Annotated in this window: 21 protein-coding genes and 2 pseudogenes; 9 read left to right on the top strand and 14 right to left on the bottom strand. The window is 38.5% G+C overall.

Annotation, left to right across the window (positions count from 1 at the left end):
- Nucleotides 1-245: 245 nt before the first annotated feature.
- A complete protein-coding gene (locus AC4D4B_RS18970; RefSeq protein WP_491000797.1) occupies nt 246-2,180 on the top strand; it encodes a heavy metal translocating P-type ATPase in 1,935 nt (644 codons plus the stop codon).
- 190 nt (nt 2,181-2,370) lie between these two features.
- Here the strand turns inward: AC4D4B_RS18970 and AC4D4B_RS18965 are convergent, their stop codons facing one another.
- Nucleotides 2,371-3,210, bottom strand: coding sequence for a YihY/virulence factor BrkB family protein (locus AC4D4B_RS18965; protein WP_490996774.1), 840 nt, complete (start codon nt 3,208-3,210; stop codon nt 2,371-2,373).
- 32 nt (nt 3,211-3,242) lie between these two features.
- Nucleotides 3,243-3,662, bottom strand: coding sequence for a YtxH domain-containing protein (locus AC4D4B_RS18960; protein ID WP_140462155.1), 420 nt, complete (start codon nt 3,660-3,662; stop codon nt 3,243-3,245).
- A gap of 201 nt (nt 3,663-3,863) precedes the next feature.
- On the opposite strand from AC4D4B_RS18960, the gene AC4D4B_RS18955 reads away from it, so the two are divergent.
- Nucleotides 3,864-5,219: an alanine/glycine:cation symporter family protein gene (locus AC4D4B_RS18955; RefSeq protein WP_491000800.1), complete on the top strand. Its 1,356-nt coding sequence runs from the start codon at nt 3,864-3,866 to the stop codon at nt 5,217-5,219.
- A gap of 53 nt (nt 5,220-5,272) precedes the next feature.
- Nucleotides 5,273-5,506 (top strand): DUF1128 domain-containing protein, encoded by a 234-nt coding sequence (locus AC4D4B_RS18950; RefSeq protein ID WP_066108582.1) that lies wholly within the window; start codon nt 5,273-5,275, stop codon nt 5,504-5,506.
- 46 nt (nt 5,507-5,552) lie between these two features.
- Here AC4D4B_RS18950 and AC4D4B_RS18945 read toward each other — a convergent pair whose 3' ends face one another.
- From AC4D4B_RS18945 to motA, 3 genes are all read right to left on the bottom strand, one after another.
- Complete coding sequence (locus AC4D4B_RS18945; protein WP_490996775.1) at nt 5,553-6,071, bottom strand: type 1 glutamine amidotransferase domain-containing protein; 519 nt, start codon at nt 6,069-6,071, stop codon at nt 5,553-5,555.
- A 296-nt stretch (nt 6,072-6,367) separates the two neighbouring features.
- Nucleotides 6,368-7,135, bottom strand: a complete 768-nt coding sequence (gene motB / locus AC4D4B_RS18940) for a flagellar motor protein MotB (RefSeq protein ID WP_490996776.1) — start codon at nt 7,133-7,135, stop codon at nt 6,368-6,370.
- Complete coding sequence (motA, locus tag AC4D4B_RS18935) at nt 7,104-7,919, bottom strand: flagellar motor stator protein MotA (RefSeq protein ID WP_490996777.1); 816 nt, start codon at nt 7,917-7,919, stop codon at nt 7,104-7,106. Before motA ends, motB begins: the two co-directional genes overlap by 32 nt.
- 421 nt (nt 7,920-8,340) lie before the next feature.
- Here motA and AC4D4B_RS18930 point away from each other — a divergent pair, with 421 nt between their 5' ends.
- Entirely contained in the window at nt 8,341-8,799 is a 459-nt protein-coding gene (locus tag AC4D4B_RS18930) for a C40 family peptidase (protein WP_490996778.1), read from the top strand.
- 187 nt (nt 8,800-8,986) lie between these two features.
- Here AC4D4B_RS18930 and AC4D4B_RS18925 read toward each other — a convergent pair whose 3' ends face one another.
- From AC4D4B_RS18925 to AC4D4B_RS18905, 5 genes are all read right to left on the bottom strand, one after another.
- A complete protein-coding gene (locus AC4D4B_RS18925) occupies nt 8,987-9,232 on the bottom strand; it encodes a DUF2164 domain-containing protein (RefSeq protein WP_490996779.1) in 246 nt (81 codons plus the stop codon).
- 153 nt (nt 9,233-9,385) lie between these two features.
- Nucleotides 9,386-10,135, bottom strand: a complete 750-nt coding sequence (pflA, locus tag AC4D4B_RS18920) for a pyruvate formate-lyase-activating protein (RefSeq protein ID WP_066108295.1) — start codon at nt 10,133-10,135, stop codon at nt 9,386-9,388.
- A gap of 99 nt (nt 10,136-10,234) precedes the next feature.
- Nucleotides 10,235-12,493 (bottom strand): formate C-acetyltransferase, encoded by a 2,259-nt coding sequence (pflB, locus tag AC4D4B_RS18915; protein WP_490996780.1) that lies wholly within the window; start codon nt 12,491-12,493, stop codon nt 10,235-10,237.
- Between the two features lie 331 nt (nt 12,494-12,824).
- Nucleotides 12,825-12,983: a hypothetical protein gene (locus AC4D4B_RS18910; RefSeq protein WP_175354311.1), complete on the bottom strand. Its 159-nt coding sequence runs from the start codon at nt 12,981-12,983 to the stop codon at nt 12,825-12,827.
- Between the two features lie 91 nt (nt 12,984-13,074).
- Nucleotides 13,075-14,715, bottom strand: a complete 1,641-nt coding sequence (locus AC4D4B_RS18905) for a M20/M25/M40 family metallo-hydrolase (RefSeq protein WP_490996781.1) — start codon at nt 14,713-14,715, stop codon at nt 13,075-13,077.
- A gap of 153 nt (nt 14,716-14,868) precedes the next feature.
- Here AC4D4B_RS18905 and menC point away from each other — a divergent pair, with 153 nt between their 5' ends.
- From menC to AC4D4B_RS18885, 4 genes and pseudogenes are all read left to right on the top strand, one after another.
- The gene (menC, locus tag AC4D4B_RS18900) at nt 14,869-15,987 is read left to right on the top strand and encodes an o-succinylbenzoate synthase (RefSeq protein WP_490996794.1); all 1,119 of its coding nucleotides are present in this window, start codon (nt 14,869-14,871) and stop codon (nt 15,985-15,987) included.
- 59 nt (nt 15,988-16,046) lie between these two features.
- Nucleotides 16,047-16,262 (top strand): YczO family protein, encoded by a 216-nt coding sequence (locus AC4D4B_RS18895; protein ID WP_490996782.1) that lies wholly within the window; start codon nt 16,047-16,049, stop codon nt 16,260-16,262.
- A gap of 296 nt (nt 16,263-16,558) precedes the next feature.
- On the top strand, nt 16,559-16,780 hold the full coding sequence (locus AC4D4B_RS18890; protein WP_491000796.1) for a hypothetical protein: 222 nt from the start codon (nt 16,559-16,561) through the stop codon (nt 16,778-16,780).
- Nucleotides 16,768-17,241 (top strand): annotated as a pseudogene (locus AC4D4B_RS18885) (methyl-accepting chemotaxis protein); the annotation flags it as partial. The gene AC4D4B_RS18890 and the pseudogene AC4D4B_RS18885, both read left to right, overlap by 13 nt.
- 275 nt (nt 17,242-17,516) lie before the next feature.
- Here AC4D4B_RS18885 and AC4D4B_RS18880 read toward each other — a convergent pair.
- Entirely contained in the window at nt 17,517-18,092 is a 576-nt protein-coding gene (locus AC4D4B_RS18880; protein ID WP_490996783.1) for a beta-class carbonic anhydrase, read from the bottom strand.
- 169 nt (nt 18,093-18,261) lie between these two features.
- Here AC4D4B_RS18880 and AC4D4B_RS18875 point away from each other — a divergent pair, with 169 nt between their 5' ends.
- On the top strand, nt 18,262-19,398 hold the full coding sequence (locus AC4D4B_RS18875; RefSeq protein WP_491000795.1) for an amidohydrolase: 1,137 nt from the start codon (nt 18,262-18,264) through the stop codon (nt 19,396-19,398).
- Nucleotides 19,399-19,420: 22 nt separating this feature from the next.
- Here AC4D4B_RS18875 and megL read toward each other — a convergent pair whose 3' ends face one another.
- The 3 genes and pseudogenes from megL to AC4D4B_RS18860 form a co-directional block, all read right to left on the bottom strand.
- A complete protein-coding gene (gene megL, locus AC4D4B_RS18870) occupies nt 19,421-20,611 on the bottom strand; it encodes a methionine gamma-lyase (RefSeq protein ID WP_491000794.1) in 1,191 nt (396 codons plus the stop codon).
- Between the two features lie 257 nt (nt 20,612-20,868).
- Nucleotides 20,869-21,351: a Cys-tRNA(Pro) deacylase gene (gene ybaK, locus AC4D4B_RS18865; RefSeq protein ID WP_490996786.1), complete on the bottom strand. Its 483-nt coding sequence runs from the start codon at nt 21,349-21,351 to the stop codon at nt 20,869-20,871.
- Between the two features lie 14 nt (nt 21,352-21,365).
- Nucleotides 21,366-21,985 (bottom strand): annotated as a pseudogene (locus tag AC4D4B_RS18860) (ABC transporter); the annotation flags it as partial.

The following is a 21,985-nucleotide window of genomic DNA, read 5'->3' as shown; positions in this document are numbered from 1 at the left end:
TCACAAATAAGCATGGTAGAAAATTGCTATTTTTTCTTTTCCAAATAAATTCACTTAACTTCTTTAGTGACTCATGTTATACTAATATGTAGATAATAATTATTATAAATAAGAAGTAAAAATGTTGCTGTCACAGTATTTGTGGCAGCATCCGTTATTTTATATGCCTAATGATTTTGAACATCATTCTCAATTAGAAAAGACAACTAACGATATCTATTCTCAATTACAAGGAGGTTATTCACATGGAAACAGCACTAAATAAATCAAACTTAAAAAATTCACCTAGCCAATATAATAGATGGAAAGAATTCGGCTCTAAACTTTCGTCCAATTGGGAGCTCCTGGCTGCCGGTTTAAGTGGAATTATGATTTTATGCGGCTGGCTTTTATCAACAAAGGATTTGAATGCTGCATCCGCCATCGTCTATATACTGGCATATGTAATCGGGGGTTATGCCAAGGCTAAAGAAGGCATCACCCAAACGATTGAAGAGAGAAAATTGAACGTAGAGCTTTTGATGATCCTGGCAGCGATTGGGTCAGCCATCATTGGATATTGGACTGAGGGAGCAATCCTGATTTTTATTTTCTCTTTGAGCGGTGCACTTGAAACGTATACGATGAATAAAAGTCACAAGGAAATTTCCTCCTTAATGGATTTGCAGCCTGAACAGGCTTTGAGAATAGTCGATAACACTGAAGAAATAGTACCGGTATCTTCCTTGCAAGTAGGAGATTTGATTTTGATTAAGCCTGGGGAACGCATCCCCTCAGATGGAGAAATCTTATTTGGAGAGACTGCTGTTGATGAAGCTGCAATTACCGGAGAATCGATTCCCGTCAGTAAATATATTCAGGACGAAGTATTTGCGGGGACGGTTAATGGACATGGAACCATAAAAGTTAAGGTTACAAAACCAAACAGTGAAACTTTATTCCAAAAAATTATCACACTCGTTCAAAACGCGCAAAGTGAAAAATCTCCTTCTCAATTATTTATCGAAAGATTTGAGGATACGTATGTAAAAGTTGTTCTTGTTGTCGTTGGAATTATGTTGTTTCTCCCACATTTTGTTCTGGATTGGTCCTGGACAGAGACCTTCTACCGGGCAATGGTTTTGTTAGTGGTAGCTTCTCCATGTGCATTAGTTGCTTCTATCATGCCGGCTACTTTATCCGCGATTTCAAATGGTGCTAAAAGTGGGATTTTATTCAAAGGCGGTATCCATCTAGAAAACTTAGGCAATGTAAAGGCCATTGCTTTCGATAAAACAGGGACACTAACCCAGGGGAAACCCGTTGTGACGGATATTTTAATCCGCGATGACATCGATCAAAAAGAATTTTTATTAAGTGTAGCTTCCATTGAACAGAATTCGAATCATCCACTAGGACAATCCATTGTTAAGTATGTTGAACAGCTTTATTCACAGACCATGCCGCGCATAGATTCTGAAGAAATATCCGGATTTGGTGTTCAAGGACACGCAAATGGACACTACTGGAAGATTGGGAAGAAGGATTTTGTAGGCGATGAAGCCGCCATGTCATTTAAGAATGGAGCGGCACTTGAATTAATGTCTGAAGGGAAAACATTATCCTATGTAAAAGATGAGAAAGGGATCGCAGGAATAATTGCATTAAAAGATATCATTCGTAAAGAGACTGCCGATGCTCTCGAAGCATTGAAGGAACTGGATGTATACACATGCATGCTGACTGGAGATAACGAGCACACTGCTAAGGTAATCGCCAAAGAAAGCCATTTATCAGGGTTTGTTGCTGGATGTTTACCTGAACACAAGGTAGAAGAAGTTAAAAAACTTAGAGAGAAATATACTACCGTTGCCATGGTAGGGGATGGCATTAATGATGCGCCTGCGTTAGCTACTGCTTCTGTCGGAATTGCCATGGGTGAAGGATCTGATGTGGCTCTTGATACAGCTGATATTGTTCTCATGAAAAACGACTTGCCAAAAATAGCAGAAGCCATTCAATTATCCAAACGAATGAACCGAATCATTCGCCAAAATGTTATCTTTTCAATTTCTGTTATTATGATTTTAGTTGTATCAAACTTTTTTCAGGCTCTCGACCTACCATTCGGTGTAATCGGTCATGAAGGCAGTACCATATTAGTCATCCTAAACAGTCTACGTTTATTAAAATCTAAATAGAATACAAATAGAGGCTATCCTGTAAGTCTGTTAATGACTTTCCGGACGGCCTCTATTTTCTTTATTCATGGGTAGATTATCTGAAACAAATCAACTCTTCCTAAAACTGCGGTTGCTGGTCATGTAATAATTAATTACCGTTCGTCCGCACATTAGGTCTGAACCATTGTAATTTGAATCCACGCTCTACTTATTTAACCGTCCAGTGCCTCTTATTTCTGGACAATACTGCATTAATTTCTCCGCCTACAATAATGACAAGACCTGATATATATAACCAAAGCATTAAAACAATCAAGCCTCCGAGACTGCCATATGTGGAAGAATAGTTACCAAATGTACTCACGTAAACTGAAAATGCCCATGATGATAGCGCCCATCCGACACTTGCGAAGATCGCTCCTGGTAAAACGTTTCTACATTTCATTTTAAGGTTGGGCCCAATCCAATACAGAATTAAAAATACAAAGGTAATGACAGCAATAGAAATCACCCAGCGCAGTAAATCATAAACAAAGGAAGGCTCGTATCCTAGGAAATCAAATACAATATTGAGAATATATTTCCCAAACACTGGCAATAGCAAAGAAACCACTACAACCAGGATTAATCCAATGGTTAAAATCAAAGCTAATCCTCTTGTTTTAATAAATGATCTGGTTTCCTCAACATCATATGCATGATTAAGAGCCCTTATAATGGCATTGGTCCCGTTGGATGCTGACCACATCGTTGCCAAGATACCAAAAGATAACAAGCCGCCGTTTTGGTTAGCCATGACATCCTTTAAACTCGATTCTAATAAATTTGCCGATTCTGCAGGAGCATACGTATGCAAAAGCTCCATCAAATCCGCTTGGGAAACCTGCAAAAAAGGCAATAACGTGATAACAAATATTAAGAGCGGAAAAATTGAAAGTAAGAAGTAATAGGCTAATTGCGCTGCCAAGCCTGTTACTTCATCACCTTGAATTTTATCGTATAAATGTTTAAATACGCTTTTATTTACATACTTCTTCCTATCTTCCATTCCAGTACCACCTCTATTCAGCTTGTTTGACTTTATTTGCGCGTAGAAGTGGTACTTATATCATCAGATACGGAGGAAGTATTACTGTTCTCTGTCGTAGAAGCCGAACCATCAGAAGATTTTTTGTCTACCAGTACTTCTTTTGTTTCCTTAATAACCCCTGCTACTTGCGGTGGCATTTCTTTCATTTCATCTACCTTTTCAGATATAAAAGATACATCCTGACCAATTTGATCTATGTTTGTACGAATTTTACCAGACATCTCCTTCACATTTTCCACTATAGAATTCGGATCTTTAGCCATCGATTTAACATTCGTTATCATTTTTTGACCGCCTGTCATTACTGTTTTGCGAGTGTTCTTATCCAATAGGCTGATTGCAAAACCTGCTGCTGCTCCACCTAAAATTCCTAACCATAGCTTATTGCTCTTTTGACTGCTTCTACTCATTATTTATCCCTCCCGAATTAATTTTACTTGCTTATTCTTATATTTATTGATTTACCTATAATAGCGGAATTCTAAACATAAAATGTCAATTAAGTATTTTATATCTTGACGCAAAATTGTTTCAAGAATATTCTTAATATTAACAACATACAGATAGGGTGAATTTACTTGGTTGACTTTTTGAATAAGTTTTCAAAAGATTTGACTGTACTTTTAGAAACAATAAGTAATTTTCTTTGGGGGCCACCCCTCTTAATTTTAATTGTTGGTACAGGTATTTATTTAACATTTCGAATTGGATTTTTACAAATTAAATTATTGCCTTATTCATTAAAATTGGCCTTCACTAAAAGCCAGGATAAAAAATCGGACGGAGATATTTCCCATTTCCAGGCTTTAATGACTGCTCTTGCAGCAACAGTCGGAACTGGGAATATTGTTGGAGTGGCTACAGCAGTCGTCAGCGGTGGACCAGGAGCCGTCTTCTGGATGTGGGTTGCTGCCTTTTTTGGTATGGCGACGAAATACGGAGAAGCAGTACTTGCGGTTAAATACAGAATCGTAAATGCTAATGGTGAAATGTCAGGTGGACCTATGTATTATTTAGAAAAAGGGCTGAGAATGAAATGGCTTGGCGTCGCCTTTGCGATTTTCGGTGCGATTGCAGCTTTTGGAATCGGTAATATGGTCCAAGCTAATTCAGTAGCCAACACGATTCATGATACTTTCTCCATCCCAACCTGGGTAACCGGGATTGTCCTAACTATTTTTGCCGCTCTTGTGTTAGTCGGAGGCATTAAAAGCATCGGTAAAGTCACCTCCTATTTTGTACCGGTTATGGCCGCCTTTTATTTAATTTGTGGAATCTTAATTCTTATCTTAAATGCTGAACTCGTTCCAAATGCAATTAAACTGATTTTCACAGATGCCTTCACTGGACAGGCAGTAGCTGGCGGTGCAATCGGAACAGTAATCCGTTGGGGTGTGGCTAGAGGTGTCTTTTCGAATGAAGCTGGTTTAGGATCAGCTCCGATTGCGGCAGCAGCGGCTAAAACGGATTTTCCTGCCCGACAAGCACTTGTATCAATGACGCAAGTATTTATTGATACAATTATTATTTGCTCAATAACAGGAATTTCACTTGTAATGGCAGATCAATATAATAGTGGGTTAGAAGGAGCAGAACTGACATCCGTCTCCTTTGATTTATTATTAGGTCCTGTTGGTTCCTATATCGTTTCAATCGGATTAATTTTCTTCGCTGCCTCTACAATTATTGGATGGGCTTATTATGGCGAGAAATGCTATTCCTACTTATTTGGTGATAGAACAGTGATTACCTATCGCATCGTTTTTGTTTTAGCTGTTTTTATAGGCTGCGTAAGTTCTCTTGATCTTGTTTGGAGCTTTGCAGATATTATGAATGCTTTAATGGCCATTCCTAACTTGATCGGCCTCCTCGGACTATCAGCTGTGATTATAGCTGAAACAAAGATCATTATCAGAATCATTAATACTGAAAAACAAAATAAGCAGAGAAAGACATTTGAAACTTGAATTTGACAGATAGTGAATTCCATGGAATGATATTTCTATCTAGTGCGGAAGGGATGAATGAAGTGGCAGATTTATCGGTTAAATCCACTGAGAATATTAAAATTATGATTAATGGCATCCAAGAAAAATTACAAATGATCAACAGCTCAGCTATGCGTGCAGACAGCTTTAATGATAGCTCCTATGAGGATTTATTGGAGATATATGAAATGGTCATGTCCAAGGACCGCTTCAGCCCAAGTGAAATGCAAGCAATTGTCGAAGAGATTGGCAAATTGAGAAAGTAAATTGGTAATAAAAGCTCCTCCGTTCAAGGAACGGAGGAGCTTCATTTTATTTGGACAGCAATGCAAGGGATTCCCTGTTGAAGGCAGGAATATCATCCGGCTGCCTGCTTGTTACTAATTGTTCTCCACATACAAATACCTCTTCATCATGATAAATGGCACCTGCATTCTCGAGATCAACCTTAATTGACTTGTATCCTGTTGAATCTCTTCCTTCCAGCGCTTTTGCAGTAATCAACAATTGTGGACCATGGCAAATTGCGAATACTGGTTTCTTTGCATCCATGAATTCCTTGGCGAAAGAAACAAAACGATCATCTCCTCTTAAAATATCAGGAGAGAATCCACCCGGAATAAATAAAGCATCAAACTCATTCGCTTTTACCTCATCAATGCCCTTTTGAATTTCCACCGTTTCTTTTCCTTGCTTACCTTCAACATTTTGTCCACTTTCAAAGCCGATGGTTACTACTTCATGACCAGCTTCCTTATAAGCCTTAGCAGGGTCTGTATATTCTACATCTTCAAACATATCCGTTATGACACAAGCAATTCTTTTACTCATACTATCAATCTCCTTTTTTGAAAAATAATAGTTACATTTTCATTCTTTCCCTCGGCAAAATTTTCATAAACATTCTCTTTTATGTAATCAAGGAATATAAAAACAGTGTGAATGATATTCACACTGCCCAAGTCAACCCTATTACCTAAACAGTAAACTTGCCTAAAGAAGCTCGCATTTCTTCTGATAAATCAGTCAGCGCCCGTGCGGATGAACCAATTTCCTCAACGGCAAATCCTCTGCCATGTTCACCAGCAGGGCGGCTTCAATCCATGCGTTCAATGCTAATAGATCCACTACTCACCAATTAATGTTTTACGGGGCATGATGAGGATTTCTACGCGTCTGTTTTTCTCCCGCCCACTGTCAGTGGTATTAGGCACTACTGGTTTAAATTCTCCAAAGCCTTTTGCACTAAACCATTCCGGTTTTAATTTTTTATTATCCTGGAGAAGCTTCATAAAGTTAACAGCTCTCATAACGCTTAATTCCCAATTTGATTCAAACTCTGCATTACGAATCGGTACATTATCCGTATGTCCGCTAATGATAATATTTCTGGGAGGTTCCATTACAAGCAGTTCAGATATTTCCTTCGCAATTATTTCATCTCTCTCTCTGACCATTGCAATCCCCGAGTCAAATAATACATTATCTCGAATGGTTAACAGCAACCCTTCCTCTGTCAGAGATGTCTCTAAATTGCTTTTTAAATGACTGTCACTAATATAAGTATCAATTTTCTCCTGAACTACCTTCAATTCTTCCAGCTCCGGATTGGCTACCTCTGTTCCTTCTTCTTCTTTCCCATCAAATTTCTCTGGATCTGTTTCTGCCATCATCCCTTCAGGCATTGGGCTGGGATGCTCAAAAACACCTGTTCCTCCATCTAATGCTTTATTAAAGGCTCGTGATAGATCAGAGAACTTTTGGGCATCTACAGAACTCATAGCAAATAAGACAATAAATAACGCTAATAATAAGGTTAATAAGTCACTGTATGGGAGCAGCCAGGATTCGGACATATGCTCCTCATGCTGAGACTTCTTTTTTCGCCTGGACATTGTTTCTCATCTCACCTTCCAACCACTTCTTCCTTTCCGCAGCAGGTAAATAAGAAGATAGTTTTTGCTCTATTGTCCTTGGTGCTTCACCTTCTAATATAGATAGAATGCCTTCTACCATCATCTCTTTAATACGTACTTCCTGTTTAGATTTTCTCTTTAATTTATTCGCAAACGGATGCCACAATAAATATCCCGTAAAGATTCCCATCAATGTAGCAACAAATGCTGCACTTATGGCATGGCCCAGCACTTCTGTATCACTCATATTGCCCAAGGCTGCAATTAATCCTACTACTGCACCTAGTACCCCGAGGGTTGGAGCATAGGTACCAGCCTGTGTGAAAATCTGAGCCCCAACAGCATGCCTTTCCTCCATGGCATCTATTTCTTCTGAAAGGATATCGCGAATATAATCTGCACTTTGTCCTTCAACCGCCAAATTCAAACCGTTCCTTAAAAATGGTTCTTCAACCGATTCTGATATTTTTTCTAGCGCCAGCAAACCTTCTTTACGAGCTGTTTGTGCCCAATCACAAAATGTATGAATTAATTCTTCCGTTGTAACCATTTCTTTTTCTGAAAAAAGGATGGCAAATAGCTTAGGAAGCTTAATCAATTCATTAACTGGAAAAGCAACTAATACAGCCGCAGCCGTTCCTAAAAAAATGATTAATATAGCAGCTGGATTGACAAGAACTGCGATATCAACACCTTTAAGCACCATTCCAACACCTACTGAAACGAAGGCCAACATAATCCCTATGATTGAAGACTTGTCCATATAATTCACCCGTTTTCTACTATTCTTTTATCTCTTCTAGTATCGACATTTCAATAAATTCCTTAACACTATTAAGCTTTTAAAAAGATTTGAAAATCAATTTTAGGTAAAAAGACATAAAAAAAGTGATGAAAACATCACTTTTTTTGAACGATTAAAGATTGGAATGTACATTTATATACCAAGCAACAGCATTTCTTAGGAAAATGACATATTTTTTCCCATCTATCAATAACCATCCAGGAATATAATTTGTTTCTTTTTAACAAATATGTCGAAGTAACCAATTTTCTGTAATATTTTTGTAAATCAAATTCAATAATGCTGTAACCATAGAAACTAGTATTTTAGTTATAGTAGTAAAGTAGAGAAAAGGCGGTAAGATTTAACAATGCTGCCAAAAAACATTTCGGGGGTCACTATGAAAAAAATAATTATTGCTCTTGCTATTTTTCTGTCATCCACGCTTGTGCCATTTGGACCATTTGAATCTAAAGCCTCAGCTGCTATGTCGACTAGTAAAGCCAACAAAGTTGTATCAACCGGGAAAAAATATGTAGGAACGCCTTATCGATACGGCGGAACAACACCTAAAGGATTTGATTGCTCTGGTTTTGTGGGGTATACCTTCAAAAAAGCAGCAGGAAAGAAACTTCCAAGGACCTCAACCAGTATGTATAAACAGGGGAAAAAGATTGCTAAATCTAAGTTAAAAAAAGGAGATTTAGTTTTCTTTAATACTTCCGGAAAAGGGGTCTCCCATGTAGCGATCTACATTGGAAGTAATAAAGTCATTCACTCTGTTTCTAAAGGTGTAAAAACAGATTCACTAAGCTCATCTTATTGGAAGAAACGTTATGTAGGAGCTAAAAGATTATAAATTCTATTTTACAGGCGGACATCCTTCGCCTTTTTATTTTGCTTATTTTATACCCATTTGTAATAAGTGTAAACCTTTACATACTAGTTGTACTGGCATTCTATTTTAACCAGTCAGCATATCACTTGGAGATATTTCAATATAAATGCTAAACTCTTCTTCTCTTTTCAGGAAGGTTTACTAAAATCTATTTTTTTATTGGTCGCATTAATGCGTATAAGTCTTCTTCCAAACGTGCAGCATATGCTTCAGCATGTTTCCCAGCATCCCTCACTCCAGCATTGTAAAAATGAGGTCCTAACGTTTCTGTGAAAAACTCCAAAATATTCTCTGCAGCCAGTTCTCCAATCTCTTCATCACGCTCTTTTTGAAAATATTGTTGAATTTGACCAATTATCCATCTTTTATCTTCTGCTTTCCAATTGATTAGCACTTGTACCCCTCCTTTGAAATTTACCTTTATCTTTCATTTATAACAAAAAAATAGTAGGATATAAACCTTCATGAGGTTTATCCTACTATTTTTTTAAGCGTAACACCTATTGTTTGGCCTTTAATTATTTAACTTATTCTTCCATGCTCTTTTTTAAGCTGGCTTTTTCATATACTTGGTTAGCATTTTGTAGGCATGCTCTACTTGTTCATCACTAGGAGATTGGATTCCCGCCAGTGGATATTTGTAGCCAAGAGTTTCCCATTTATAAACACCTAATTGATGATATGGTAAGATTTCTACCTTTTCAATATTATTAAGTGTTCCTAAGAATTGACCCATTCTCTCCAAGTATTCATCCTGATCATTAACGGTTGGAACTAGTACGTGTCTGATCCAAACCGGTTGTCCTTTGTCAGAAAGATAACGGGCGCAATCCAAAATATGTTCATTCGGTTTACCAGTTAGCTTAATATGGCGTTTGCTATCTATGTGTTTAATATCCAGTAGGATCAAGTCTGTATATTCAAGCAGTTCATCGAATTGCTCTAAAAATTCTGGTGATCTCGAAAAACAGCCGGCCGAGGAATCAATGGTCGTGTGAATTCCTCTTTCCTTACATAATTTAAACAGTTCTATAATAAAAGGAATTTGCAATAGCGGTTCTCCACCACTGACGGTAACTCCACCGCCTGATGCATCCATGAATGGTTTATATAATTCAATATCTTTAACAATTTCTTCTGGACTCATTTGCTTGCCTGTTCCAATTGACCACGTATCGGCATTATGGCAATATTGGCAGCGCAACAAACACCCTTGCGTAAAGACAATGTAGCGGATCCCCGGGCCATCTACTGTGCCGCATGTTTCAACGGAATGTATATTTCCATATGTTGTCATGAGATCCCATCCTTTCTTTTCTAAAAATATCCAATGGGAAGTTAAAAGTTAGTCTCCCTGCTAATACAGGGAGACCTCCTAGTAACAAGTACTTCTATATTACATAGTTTCGTGGAACGTACGGTTGATAACGTCAATTTGTTGCTCACGAGTCAACTTGATGAAGTTAACAGCGTATCCAGATACACGGATTGTTAATTGCGGATACTCTTCTGGATGTTCCATAGCAGCCAACAATGTATCACGGTTAAATACGTTGATATTTAAGTGATGGCCTTCTTTAGAAGCATAACCATCTAAGATTGCTGCAAGGTTCGCTTCGCGTTGTTCTTCTTCACGTCCAAGTGCTTTTGGCACCATAGAGAATGTGTTAGAAATACCGTCTAAAGAGCAATCGTATGGAAGCTTAGATACAGAAGATAGAGAAGCTAGAGCACCTTTTGTATCACGTCCGTGCATTGGGTTCGCACCTGGTGCGAATGGTTCGCCAGCGCGACGTCCATCTGGAGTGTTACCAGTTTTCTTACCATATACTACGTTAGAAGTAATTGTAAGAATGGATTGTGTGTGCACAGAGCTACGGTATGTTTTATGCTTTTTCAATTTAGTCATAAAGTTACGAACAAGCTCAACAGCCATGCTGTCTACGCGATCATCATTGTTTCCGTATTTAGGGAAATCACCGATGATTTCAAAGTCAACTGCCACACCGTTTTCATCACGGATTGGTTTAACTTGTGCATATTTAATCGCACTTAATGCGTCAGCTACTACAGACAATCCAGCAATTCCCGCTGCCATTGTGCGAAGGATTTCAACATCATGTAATGCCATTTCAATACGCTCATAGCTATACTTATCGTGCATGTAGTGGATTACATTCAATGTATTGATGTATAGCTCTGCAAGCCATTCCATTGTGCTATCGAAGTTAGCCATAACTTCATCAAAGTCTAACACGTCAGAAGTAATTGCTTTGAAGTTCGGTCCAACTTGAATTTTAAGTTTTTCATCCACACCGCCGTTGATTGCATAAAGCAATGCTTTTGCAAGGTTCGCACGAGCTCCGAAGAATTGCATTTGTTTACCGATACGCATTGCGGATACACAGCATGCAATTCCGTAGTCATCGCCGTATTCTCTGATCATGATGTCATCATTTTCGTACTGAATCGCACTTGTTTGGATAGACATTTTTGCACAGAAACGTTTGAACCCTTCTGGGAACTTCGTAGACCATAGTACAGTCAAGTTTGGTTCTGGAGCTGGTCCAAGGTTTGATAATGTGTGCAAGAAACGGAAAGAGTTTTTCGTTACAAGAGTTCTTCCATCTAATGCCATACCACCGATTGATTCTGTTACCCAAGTAGGGTCTCCACTGAACAATTGGTTGTAATCAGGTGTACGAGCAAATTTTACAAGACGAAGCTTCATAACAAAGTGGTCGATGATCTCTTGTGCTTCTTGTTCTGTTAATGTGCCTTCACGAAGGTCACGCTCGAAATAAATATCAAGGAAAGAAGAAGTACGTCCAAGAGACATTGCCGCACCGTTTTGTTCCTTGATTGCAGCTAGGTATGCAAAGTATAGCCATTGTACCGCTTCTTTTGCGTTTGTAGCTGGTTTAGAGATATCGTATCCGTAAATTTCAGCTAGTTGTTTCAATTCACCTAACGCACGAATTTGTTCGCTTAATTCTTCACGTTGACGAATAACTTCTTCAGACATTGTTCTTAAACCGTAGTTTTTCAAATCTTTCTTACGTTCAGCAATCAAGAAGTCTACACCGTATAATGCAACACGACGGTAGTCACCGATGATACGTCCACGTCCGTATGCATCTGGAAGACCAGTGATGATACCAGCTTTACGAGCAAGTTTCATTTCATCAGTGTAAGCATCGAATACACCTTGGTTGTGTGTTTTACGGTAGTCAGTGAAGATTTTTTGAACTTCTTCATCAACTGTGAATCCGTATGATTCTGCTGCAGCTACTGCCATACGGATACCACCGAATGGTTGTAGGGAGCGTTTAAATGGTTTATCAGTTTGGAAACCAACGATAGTTTCTAAATCTTTATTTAAATATCCAGGACCATGGGAAGTGATAGTTGAAACGATTGTAGAATCAAGATCAAGTACGCCGCCTGCTTCACGTTCTTGCTTAGTAAGCTCCATTACTTGTTTCCATAATTCTTTTGTTGCTTCAGTTGGACCTTCTAAAAATTCATCATTTCCAGTGTATGGAGTGATGTTTTTCATGATGAAGTCACGTGTATTAACTTCTTTCTGCCAGTCTCCGCCAGCAAAGCCTCTCCATGGATCTTGAGTATTTACTTTATCCATAACCATTGCCATTTTATTTTACCTCCTAATATTACATTCAGGAATATTTTTCTAGCTTCTAGATGTTCAACTTTTAAATTTATATAACAGCTATCTATAGACCTATAATACACGTTATATGTGAAAAAGTGAACATGTAAATTATGACAATCCAGTGAAATCGAAAACATTATTGTTAAATCAATCTTTTCTAACTATTTTCGAATAATTCTAACTTTAGAACCCTCGGAAAGCTAGTGGAACTGTTATAGTAAAATCCACACAAAAAGACAAACTGTACTATAAAAGGCATCTGTTCTTAAATACAGATGCCTTTTATAAATACCATTATATAACAATTCTGTCATTTATGCACGTCTGATCTATTTTTAAAGGCTTCCTTCGTCACAATATATTGTTCATGGTTTGTATGTTGCTCCTGATTTCCGCCCGTTTCAGCATGATGAGGAAAATTCCCAGGATGACTTTTACGTTTATGATTAAAACCTTTACCTCTTGCCATAATTCTACCTCCTTCCCTTATTATCATTTTCTGCAGAAAGGCGAGAATTATCGCAGGTAAGTTGAGGCAATATAGTACAAAAAGAACATCATTATTGGTAGCCATAGACCACTTGCTTAAGCAATTTGGGAACAACCTCAGTGGAAAATGGAATATGCAGCCTTTCTGTACGTTTGTGCGCATCCTTACCATATGGACCGATATTTACGGCTGGTATATCCAATTCCCCAATAATAGAAAGCGGAAGATTATAACCACTCCCATATAGAGGCATTTCATTTTCTAATACCGGCATCACTAAATCACGATCGCGCAAACGGCAATAACTTACATCAGAAAGGCCTGGAAAATATGACATGATCTTTATTTCTTCATTAAATTTCTCTTTAGCGGTCCTAACGCATTGCTCTACTAGTCCTTTTGCTTTCTGATCCCTTTCATCATCTTCCAAATAAACGTGCGGATAATAAGGTGGAGCGAGCATAATCATATAGAAAGGAGCCTCTGATTTGAAAAAAGATGCCACTACATCTGCAATTTCAGCTGTTAATTTGGCCATGTTCATGCCTGCGTCCTGTTCAAGCAATGCAATCTTTGCGTTTATTTCTTTAACAAACACATGGCCAAATTCTCTACAGCCCTTATCAAATAACTCTTGATACGTGTATACCCTTGGCTTAAGGATTGACTTTCTTGAACCATGTCCTCCATACCCAAGTAAATCATAAATATTTGATAGCCGTCCTTCTATATACTGGCTGCTTTCTTCACCAATATCTTTCAGCTTGTTTATGACTTCTTCCGGATTTTGCTTTAATGTAAGGATGTTTGCAAGTACATATGCTGCAGTTGGCGTTTGGACATTATACGCTTCTTTTAAATCCATTAATTTTAATATCGTAGGCAAAGGATTCTGTTCCCCGCGTTCATGTTCTAAAAAGGCTAAGGATAACTCCAGTCTTTCCGCTATTACACCTGCCATCCAGGCGGCATTCATACCTTCGAGCGGTTCGCCCACATGTGTTTCAGTTCCGACACAAAAAATTAAGGGCAGCAACTTACCCACAGATCCTGTATAAAAATATTTTGTTCGGTCTCCTGGATATGCACCAAAACTCGGCTCCGAGCAAATGGCCACTTCCAAATCAAGTTGGTATTGGTCCCTGATTCCTTTAATCAACTCAACTCCCGCAAACATTCCGGCCGAATATCTCTCTTCATCCGGTGTTGCTAAAAATAATAGGTTATGCTTCAAATCGCCATGTTCGGCAGCTTCTGATAGTAAGGCCATCTGAATAGCAAGTCCGGCTTTCATATCCATAATTCCTCTTCCAAAGATCCACTCCCCAGACTTCAAATCCTGCTCGGCATCATCTGAAAGGTTTTCCTCTGCCATTGCACTTGTACATTCCAATGGTGAAAAAGCGAGCGGTGCAAGGCGTCCGTAATCTTCAACCCCTACTACATCATAATGACTTAAAAGTATAATTGTTTTTTTACTCGTTTTACTCCCTTGATAAAAAGCAGCAACTGCTTTTCGATTTAATAGATCTCCTGTAATTTCTTTTCTGTATATTTGATTGGGGTACTTTTGAAAATAAGGCATTTCCTTAAGGATCGCAGAAATTTCATCCTCCATACGCAGCTCACCCCTTGTGCCCGTTACACTTGGCACTTTTACAAGGCGATATAATAATTCCAAAATCCCTTCCTTTGTATTCCAATGACCCATACCTTCTCCCCCACTTTTTCTATCTTTTTCTAAAATTATAGCAGTATTTGGTTGAATATTCAGTTAAATGTTATTTACCATGTTCTCAATTTTGCCGCGGCTAATCAGATATGGTACGGTATTCTTACAATTAAAGGAGCGGGTACAATGGATATTTCTATCAATATTAAAGAGATTACTCTCCACTATATTTCAATGGAACTAAAGAATTCCTTTACTACAAGCTTTGGAAGCTTGAAAGATAGAGAAATGATTATTATTGAAATGGTTGATAGCGATGGAATCGTTGGGTGGGGTGAGTGTGTTGCCTTCCGAGAACCTTGGTATACGGAGGAAACACTCCAAACAGCTGCACATATTATGAAAGATTTTTTAATCCCCAAACTCATCCAGCAGCCAATCTATCATCCGGATGAGCTTCAGCATCTTTTTTCTCCTGTTCGCAAAAATCCAATGGCTAAATCAGCTCTTGAAGGCGCAATTTGGGATTTATATGCGAAGAAAAATAATAAATCCTTATCGAGAGCTTTAGGTGGAACTAAAAACGAGATTGAAACAGGAGTTAGTATCGGACTACAGACCTCAGATGAACATTTATTTCGCCTGATTGATCATAGCCTTGAGCAAGGATATAAGAGAATTAAGCTTAAAATCAAACCCGGTCAGGACATCTCTCTTATTCGGACTGTTCGTAGGAGATACCCTCAATTACCCATTATGGCTGATGCAAATTCGGCCTATTGTTTAGCAGATATGGATCTTTTAAAAGCGCTGGATGAATTTGATTTAATGATGATTGAACAGCCGCTTCGTTTTGATGATTTTTATGAGCATGCCATTCTTCAGCAACATATCGCGACACCGGTATGCTTGGATGAAAGCATTCAATCATTTGAGAACGCCAAACAAGCAATTGCCCTGGGTAGCTGCCAAGTGATTAATTTAAAAATTGGACGAGTCGGCGGGTTATCAAAAGCTATTAAAATTCTTCATCTTTGTGAAGCCAAAAATATTTCCGTTTGGTGCGGCGGTATGCTTGAATCTGGTATTAGCCGGGCCCATACGATTGCACTGGCCTCCATGCCACAGGTTAATCTGCCAGGTGACATTTCAAGCTCTAGCCATTATTGGGAGCAAGATATTACGTTTCCTAACGTGATTGTCGAGAACGGTGTCATTCAAGTTCCTGAACAAGCCGGAATCGGTTTTGAAGTTAATCGAACATGGCTAGCCCAATACTCAACTCACAAAGAGTCCTTCACTTCCAAATAATGTGTATTCTTATTCTATACGGGTATAGAATAAGAAACGAACAATGGGAGTGAATACACATGACAAAGGAAAAACCATTATCAAAGAAAAAAATGGACAATCCTGAAAACTCGATGACAGACAAAGAGCATATGCTCGATAAGTTTGAAGATGAACAGCATGTTGACACCATTCCTATCGAGGATTTACGAGAAGAAAATCTAGAAGAAAAAGATAAGACTGCTACGAAGAGTACTTCTTCCAGCGAAAAGAAATACGAGCCCGAAAAACAGTGAGCATGGAGCCAGTTTATCTGGCTCTTATTTTAGATCTCACCCCAAAAACCTCCCAGCTAATATCCCTCTTTAAACACAGTAATTAAATTCAAAAATATTCCACAAAAAGTTATCCAAGACTCTCGATATTTTTTTATGAAGCCGATACATAAATAGTGCATATTTTCGGGGGTGTAAGATGGATAAAATAAAGCTTATTGAAAAACGAAATAGACAGCTTGTCTCTATTATTTAGTTTACTTTTACTTGTGTCCTTCTGTGGAATTTCTTTCATGTTGGATTAATCCAAGCGATAAATGAATAAATCAGTCCAGATGAATGATGAATCTGTCCATTTTGCAGCTCAAGCCTCTTCGGAGATGAGTAAGTATACCGCCTCTACAATCGAAATCATCGAGCAGGGAGATATCCAAGTAAAAAAGGTTACAGAGGATTTGGTTAAAGTAAAAGAAATTGTTACAGGCACTGTTTCAGTTATGACAGAACTGCGGAATCAGAATTATAAATCGAGGAAATAGTCAGCAAAATAACAGATATCTCTGCTCAAACCAATTTGCTGGCACTTAATGCAGCAATAGAAACGGCGAGAGCTGGTGAGCATGGAAAAGGCTTTGCTGTCGTTGCTGAAGAAGTACGTAAGCTTGCTGAGGATACCAGGCAATCCACACAGGAAATTGCCAATATCCTTAATGGGATTCAGAAAAAAACAGTGGATGCTGCAGTCCAGGTAAATCTAGGGCAAGATGCCATTATTCAAAGTGAGCAGACCATAAGCTTAATGAGTTCAACCTTTAACCGTATTAAAGAGACGAGCAAGGACGTTTCTGATGAGGCCAATAAAGTTCAGAACATACTTAATCAGCTTACAGACGAATCTCAAAGGATAGCACAGAGATTATCCGAATATCCAGCTTTACACAGGAAAGTTCTGCATCCTCACAGGAGATTCTCGCTAATATCGAAGAGCAAAACCAGCTAATAACCGGCATTTCTCATAGCTTTAATGAACTCGATAATCTAGTTGAAAAACTGGATAAATAGTGAAGATTTAAATAAAAACTCGCTATTCATGTTAACACAGCACCTATTTGATGCTGATTCATGATTGGCGAGTTTTTTACTTACAAATTAATTTAACTCATCGTATTTAGTCTTCAAGGTTAAAGGACATCGCCAAATAGATTACACTAACTAATGGTCATAATCCCTTTAATCAAACAAAAATGACGTGTCCCCACGTCATTCATTAAAAACTTATTCCGATTTCACTTTTTCATATCCATTGACGACAACAGATAGTTCCCCAGTCGATGGATGAATAACCATTCCCGTAACTGGTATAGATGCCGGCATTAACGGATGATTCTTAACCAGATTAACACTTTCCGTAACGCTTTCATGTACATTAGAAAAGCCCTTAACCCACTGCTTCACATCTATTCCAACATGCTCCAAAGTAGAAAAGGTCTCTTCAGGTACTCCATTATCAGTCATTTGTCCAATCAATTGATTTGGATCCATGGCAGCCATACCGCAATCCTCATGACCTACAATAAATACTTCTCTTGCTCCCAATGCATGAATAGCGACAATGATGGAACGCATCACACCGCCAAATGGATGATTTACGATCGCTCCGGCAGTCTTTATAATTTTGACATCTCCGTTAGCAATATTCATGGCCCTTGGTAACAACTCAACCAGCCTTGTGTCCATACAGCTTACTATAACCATTTTTTTATCGGGAAATTTAGTGGTCTCGTATGGCAAATATTCTTCCTTGTTTACAAATTCACGATTATAAGCAAGAATTTCATCTAAAGTATTCATTTATTTCTCCCCTTCATAAAGCATTAAATCCATTGTACATAAGTATTTATAATAGTTGAAATAATATACAATTTCATCCGTAGGAAACTTTCAACAAAAGATGCGTACACTATCATAACAGATTACTAAACAGTATTGCCGCAACGACTAATGAAAGGATCCATTCACTTTGAAGACAAAACTTAGGCAACTTGAACCCTATATACATTCCATTTTTGAATATTTACACTCACATCCTGAGATAAGCTGGAAAGAGCACGAGACTGCGGCCTTTATTGAAAAGCGATTAAGCGAAGAAGGGATTAAGTGCAATGCTTTCCCCTCATTTCCCGGTTTAGTTGCTGAAATAGGCTCCGGCAAGCCAGTCATTGCTTTACGAGCGGATATGGATGCCCTTTGGCAGGAATGTGATGGAACCTTTAAAGCTAATCATTCATGCGGACATGATGCGCACATGTCAATCGTATTGGGTACAGTCTTGATGCTCAAAGAATTGACTGGGACTGAACAAGAAAAAGGAACAGTTCGATTTATCTTTCAGCCGGCAGAAGAAACGGGTGAAGGTGCCAAGGCTGTAACGAATCTTGGAATTGTAGATGACGTTGATTATTTATACGGTCTCCATCTTCGTCCAATAGAGGAGCTGCCTCTTGGCATGGCAGCTCCTGCGATCAATCATGGGGCAACCTATCATGTTTCAGGAAAAATCATTGGAGAAGATGCACATGGAGCACGGCCTCATTTAGGGACAAGTTCAATAGATGTCCTAATTATGATGCATCAGCTGCTTCAACAAATTAAACTGTCACCGATGAAACCACATTCCATCAAAATTACCAGATTCGAAACAGGAAATGAAAATTTAAATGTCATACCAGGTACTGCTTTGTTTGGAATTGATGCCAGGGCTCAATCAAACGAAGACCTGCACATCATTAAGGAGCAAATACAGCAAACCTTTACCCAATTAGAATCAATCTTCCGCATTCATATCCAACTAGAGCCATATCCAGATACACCGGCTTCCATCATCTCCGCCAAAGCGGCGCAATTTATGGAAGAAGCTATTTTGGATACAATGGGGCGTAAAGCTCTAAGACCCACGGTGTTAACTCCCGGAAGTGACGATTTTCATTTTTATACGAAACTTCGTCCTTCCATAAAAGCAACCATGCTGGCGTTGGGTGCTGATTTAGCTCCAGGGCTTCATCACCCAAATATGACATTTGATCGTTCTTGTATAATAGATGGTATCGAAATCCTAACAAGAGCTATTCTCCACACGTTAAAGGCTGAATCTCTATAATAAAGATTCAGCCCCTTTATAGTTAAACCCTATTCATTCCTAGCGCTTGTTTGATATCCCCCCATAGATCTTCCCAGTTTTCTAATCCAACGGATACGCGCAGCAATTGGTCTGTAACACCCATTTCCAAACGTTCAGCTTCTGGAATAATGGCATGTGTCATTGAAGCGGGGTGACAAATCAATGTTTCGACATCCCCTAAGCTGACTGCGATTTTAATAAGCTTCATCCTATTAAGAAAGGCTTGCGCATCCTCTTTACTACCTTTTATTTCAAAAGCGATAACCCCTCCTGGCTGACGCATTTGTTTCATAGCTGCCTCGTATCCAACATTTTTCTGATCCCCAGGGTAATAAATCTGCTCAACTTTTGGATGTTCTTTTAGCTGCTCATAAATTTTTTGAGCATTTTCGCTATGACGGTCCATACGAATTGGCAAGGTTTTGATTCCCCTTAACAATAACCAGGCATCAAAAGGCGCCATGATTCCCCCGACGTCCTTTAACATTGTTTTTCTAACTCGTGATATGAATTCATGAGAACCGGCAACCAAGCCCGCTACAACGTCTCCATGTCCGCAAATATATTTAGTTGCACTGTGTACAACTATGTCACATCCCAGCTGAAGAGGTTGTTGCAAGTATGGCGAAGGAAATGTATTATCCACAACGACAGGGATCCCATTTCTTTTAGCCACTCGTGCCACCATTTCCAAGTCAATGACTCTCATTGTTGGGTTAATTGGCGTCTCAACAAATATACACGTTGTTTCAGGTTTAATTAACTCCTGAATCTGTTCCTCTGTTTCCATCGGACTAAAGTCATGATGGATATTATATTTCTCCTTCATCATTACTAATAAATCGAATGTACAACCATAAATACCGAGTGAGCATAGAATATGATCATTTGTCTTGGTAAGTTCCATTAAAACAGCTGATACAGCAGCCATACCGGACCCAAATGCAATTCCTTCCTCAGCTCCTTCCAATACAGCTATTTTCTCTTCTAGTGAGCGTACGGTTGGATTACCTAATCTCGAATAGATAAATCCACTATCTGTACCAGCAAATCGTTGTTCCCCCTGTTCAGCAGTTTCAAATGTAAAGGTGGAAGTTTGATAGATTGGCATAGATAGACTTCCCTGATGTTCGTTTGAATCATATCCGGCATGTATAGCAGCAGTTTCAAAGTGGGTATATTTCTTATTCATATAGCTCCCCCTATTTTAAATGTAAAAAATTTCAATCACCACTTTATCATATGGCATACACCCAAAAATTGTAAACAATCTTATCCAGATATTTCAAAAACCAACCTTTCATGGCACACAAGGAACCAATATTTATCTAAATATAACTAATCAATATATACCGAAAAAATAAGGACCCTATACTTATTAGATCCGATTTATCTATTTACTAATGTATTTCCTTGAATTACAAGAAAAAAGGCCCTAAACGGACCTTTTCACCCATGTATTATGTCAGCAAAAGCACCATCTACTACTGATGTAAGTAAATCAGCAACCTTTACTTTCATTTGAACTCCTATTTTCCCTGCACTGACGATGATTTTTTCCTGAATTTCAGCTGATTCATCTATGTATGTTTTATACTGCCTTTTCATCCCGACCGGTGAACAGCCACCGCGGATATAACCCGTCCATTTTTGTATGTCTTTCATAGGCAGCATCTCAACTTTCTTTTCACCAGAAACTTTAGCTGCTTTTTTCAAATCCAGCTCTGAATCTACAGGAATCACAAATACATAAATAGAGCCACTCCCTGCAATGGTGACGAGAGTCTTATAGACAAGACGATAATCCTGGCCTATTTTCTCTGCAACGGAAATACCATCAATTTTCCCATCACGATTTTCGTATTGAAATATTTCATACTCAATTCCTTTTTGATCTAATATGCGCAGTGCATTCGTCTTCACATTCCCCACTTAAAAACTTCCTCTCAAAATCTGCCCGATTTAAAAATTGAATAAAGTAAATACAGTACCATTAAGGTTGCGATAATCGATCCAATTTCAATAATAGGCACTTGCCATAAAATAGAACCGCTGCCTCTAGATGATGACCCTATAATCAAGCCTGCCATAATAATACTAAAGGATAAGAGAATAATCGCATAAGAAAGCTGGTTACCGACCTTATCCATTTTACCAAGGAACACATCTAGTTGCGGCACCTCTATTTGTACTCGAAATTTACCCTCTTTTAGCTTATTCGTTAATTCATGTAAACTGCGAGGCATTTCGTCCAGGATATCTGAGAATTCCACCACTTTGTTCCACAAGGAGTCAGCCAGGTTTTTAGGCTTCAGTCTTTCTTTAATCAACTTCTCCCCAAATGGCTCAATTACATCAATAATATTGAATTCCGGGTTCAATGTTTCTACCACACCTTCAACCGCAAGGAAGGTCTTACCCAGCATAGTCAAATCAGATGGGATACGGATATGATGTAAGTAGGTTAATGTAAAGAAGTCATTCACTGCTTCACTCATATTTAAGGTATTTAAAGGATGGCCATAATACTTATCGATAATTTCTTCCACATCAGATCGCAGTTTAT

The organism is Pradoshia sp. Z6_59, from assembly GCF_058267515.1.
The sequence above is the reverse complement of the archived record's forward strand: the minus strand, read 5'-3'. Positions and strand labels throughout refer to the sequence as shown.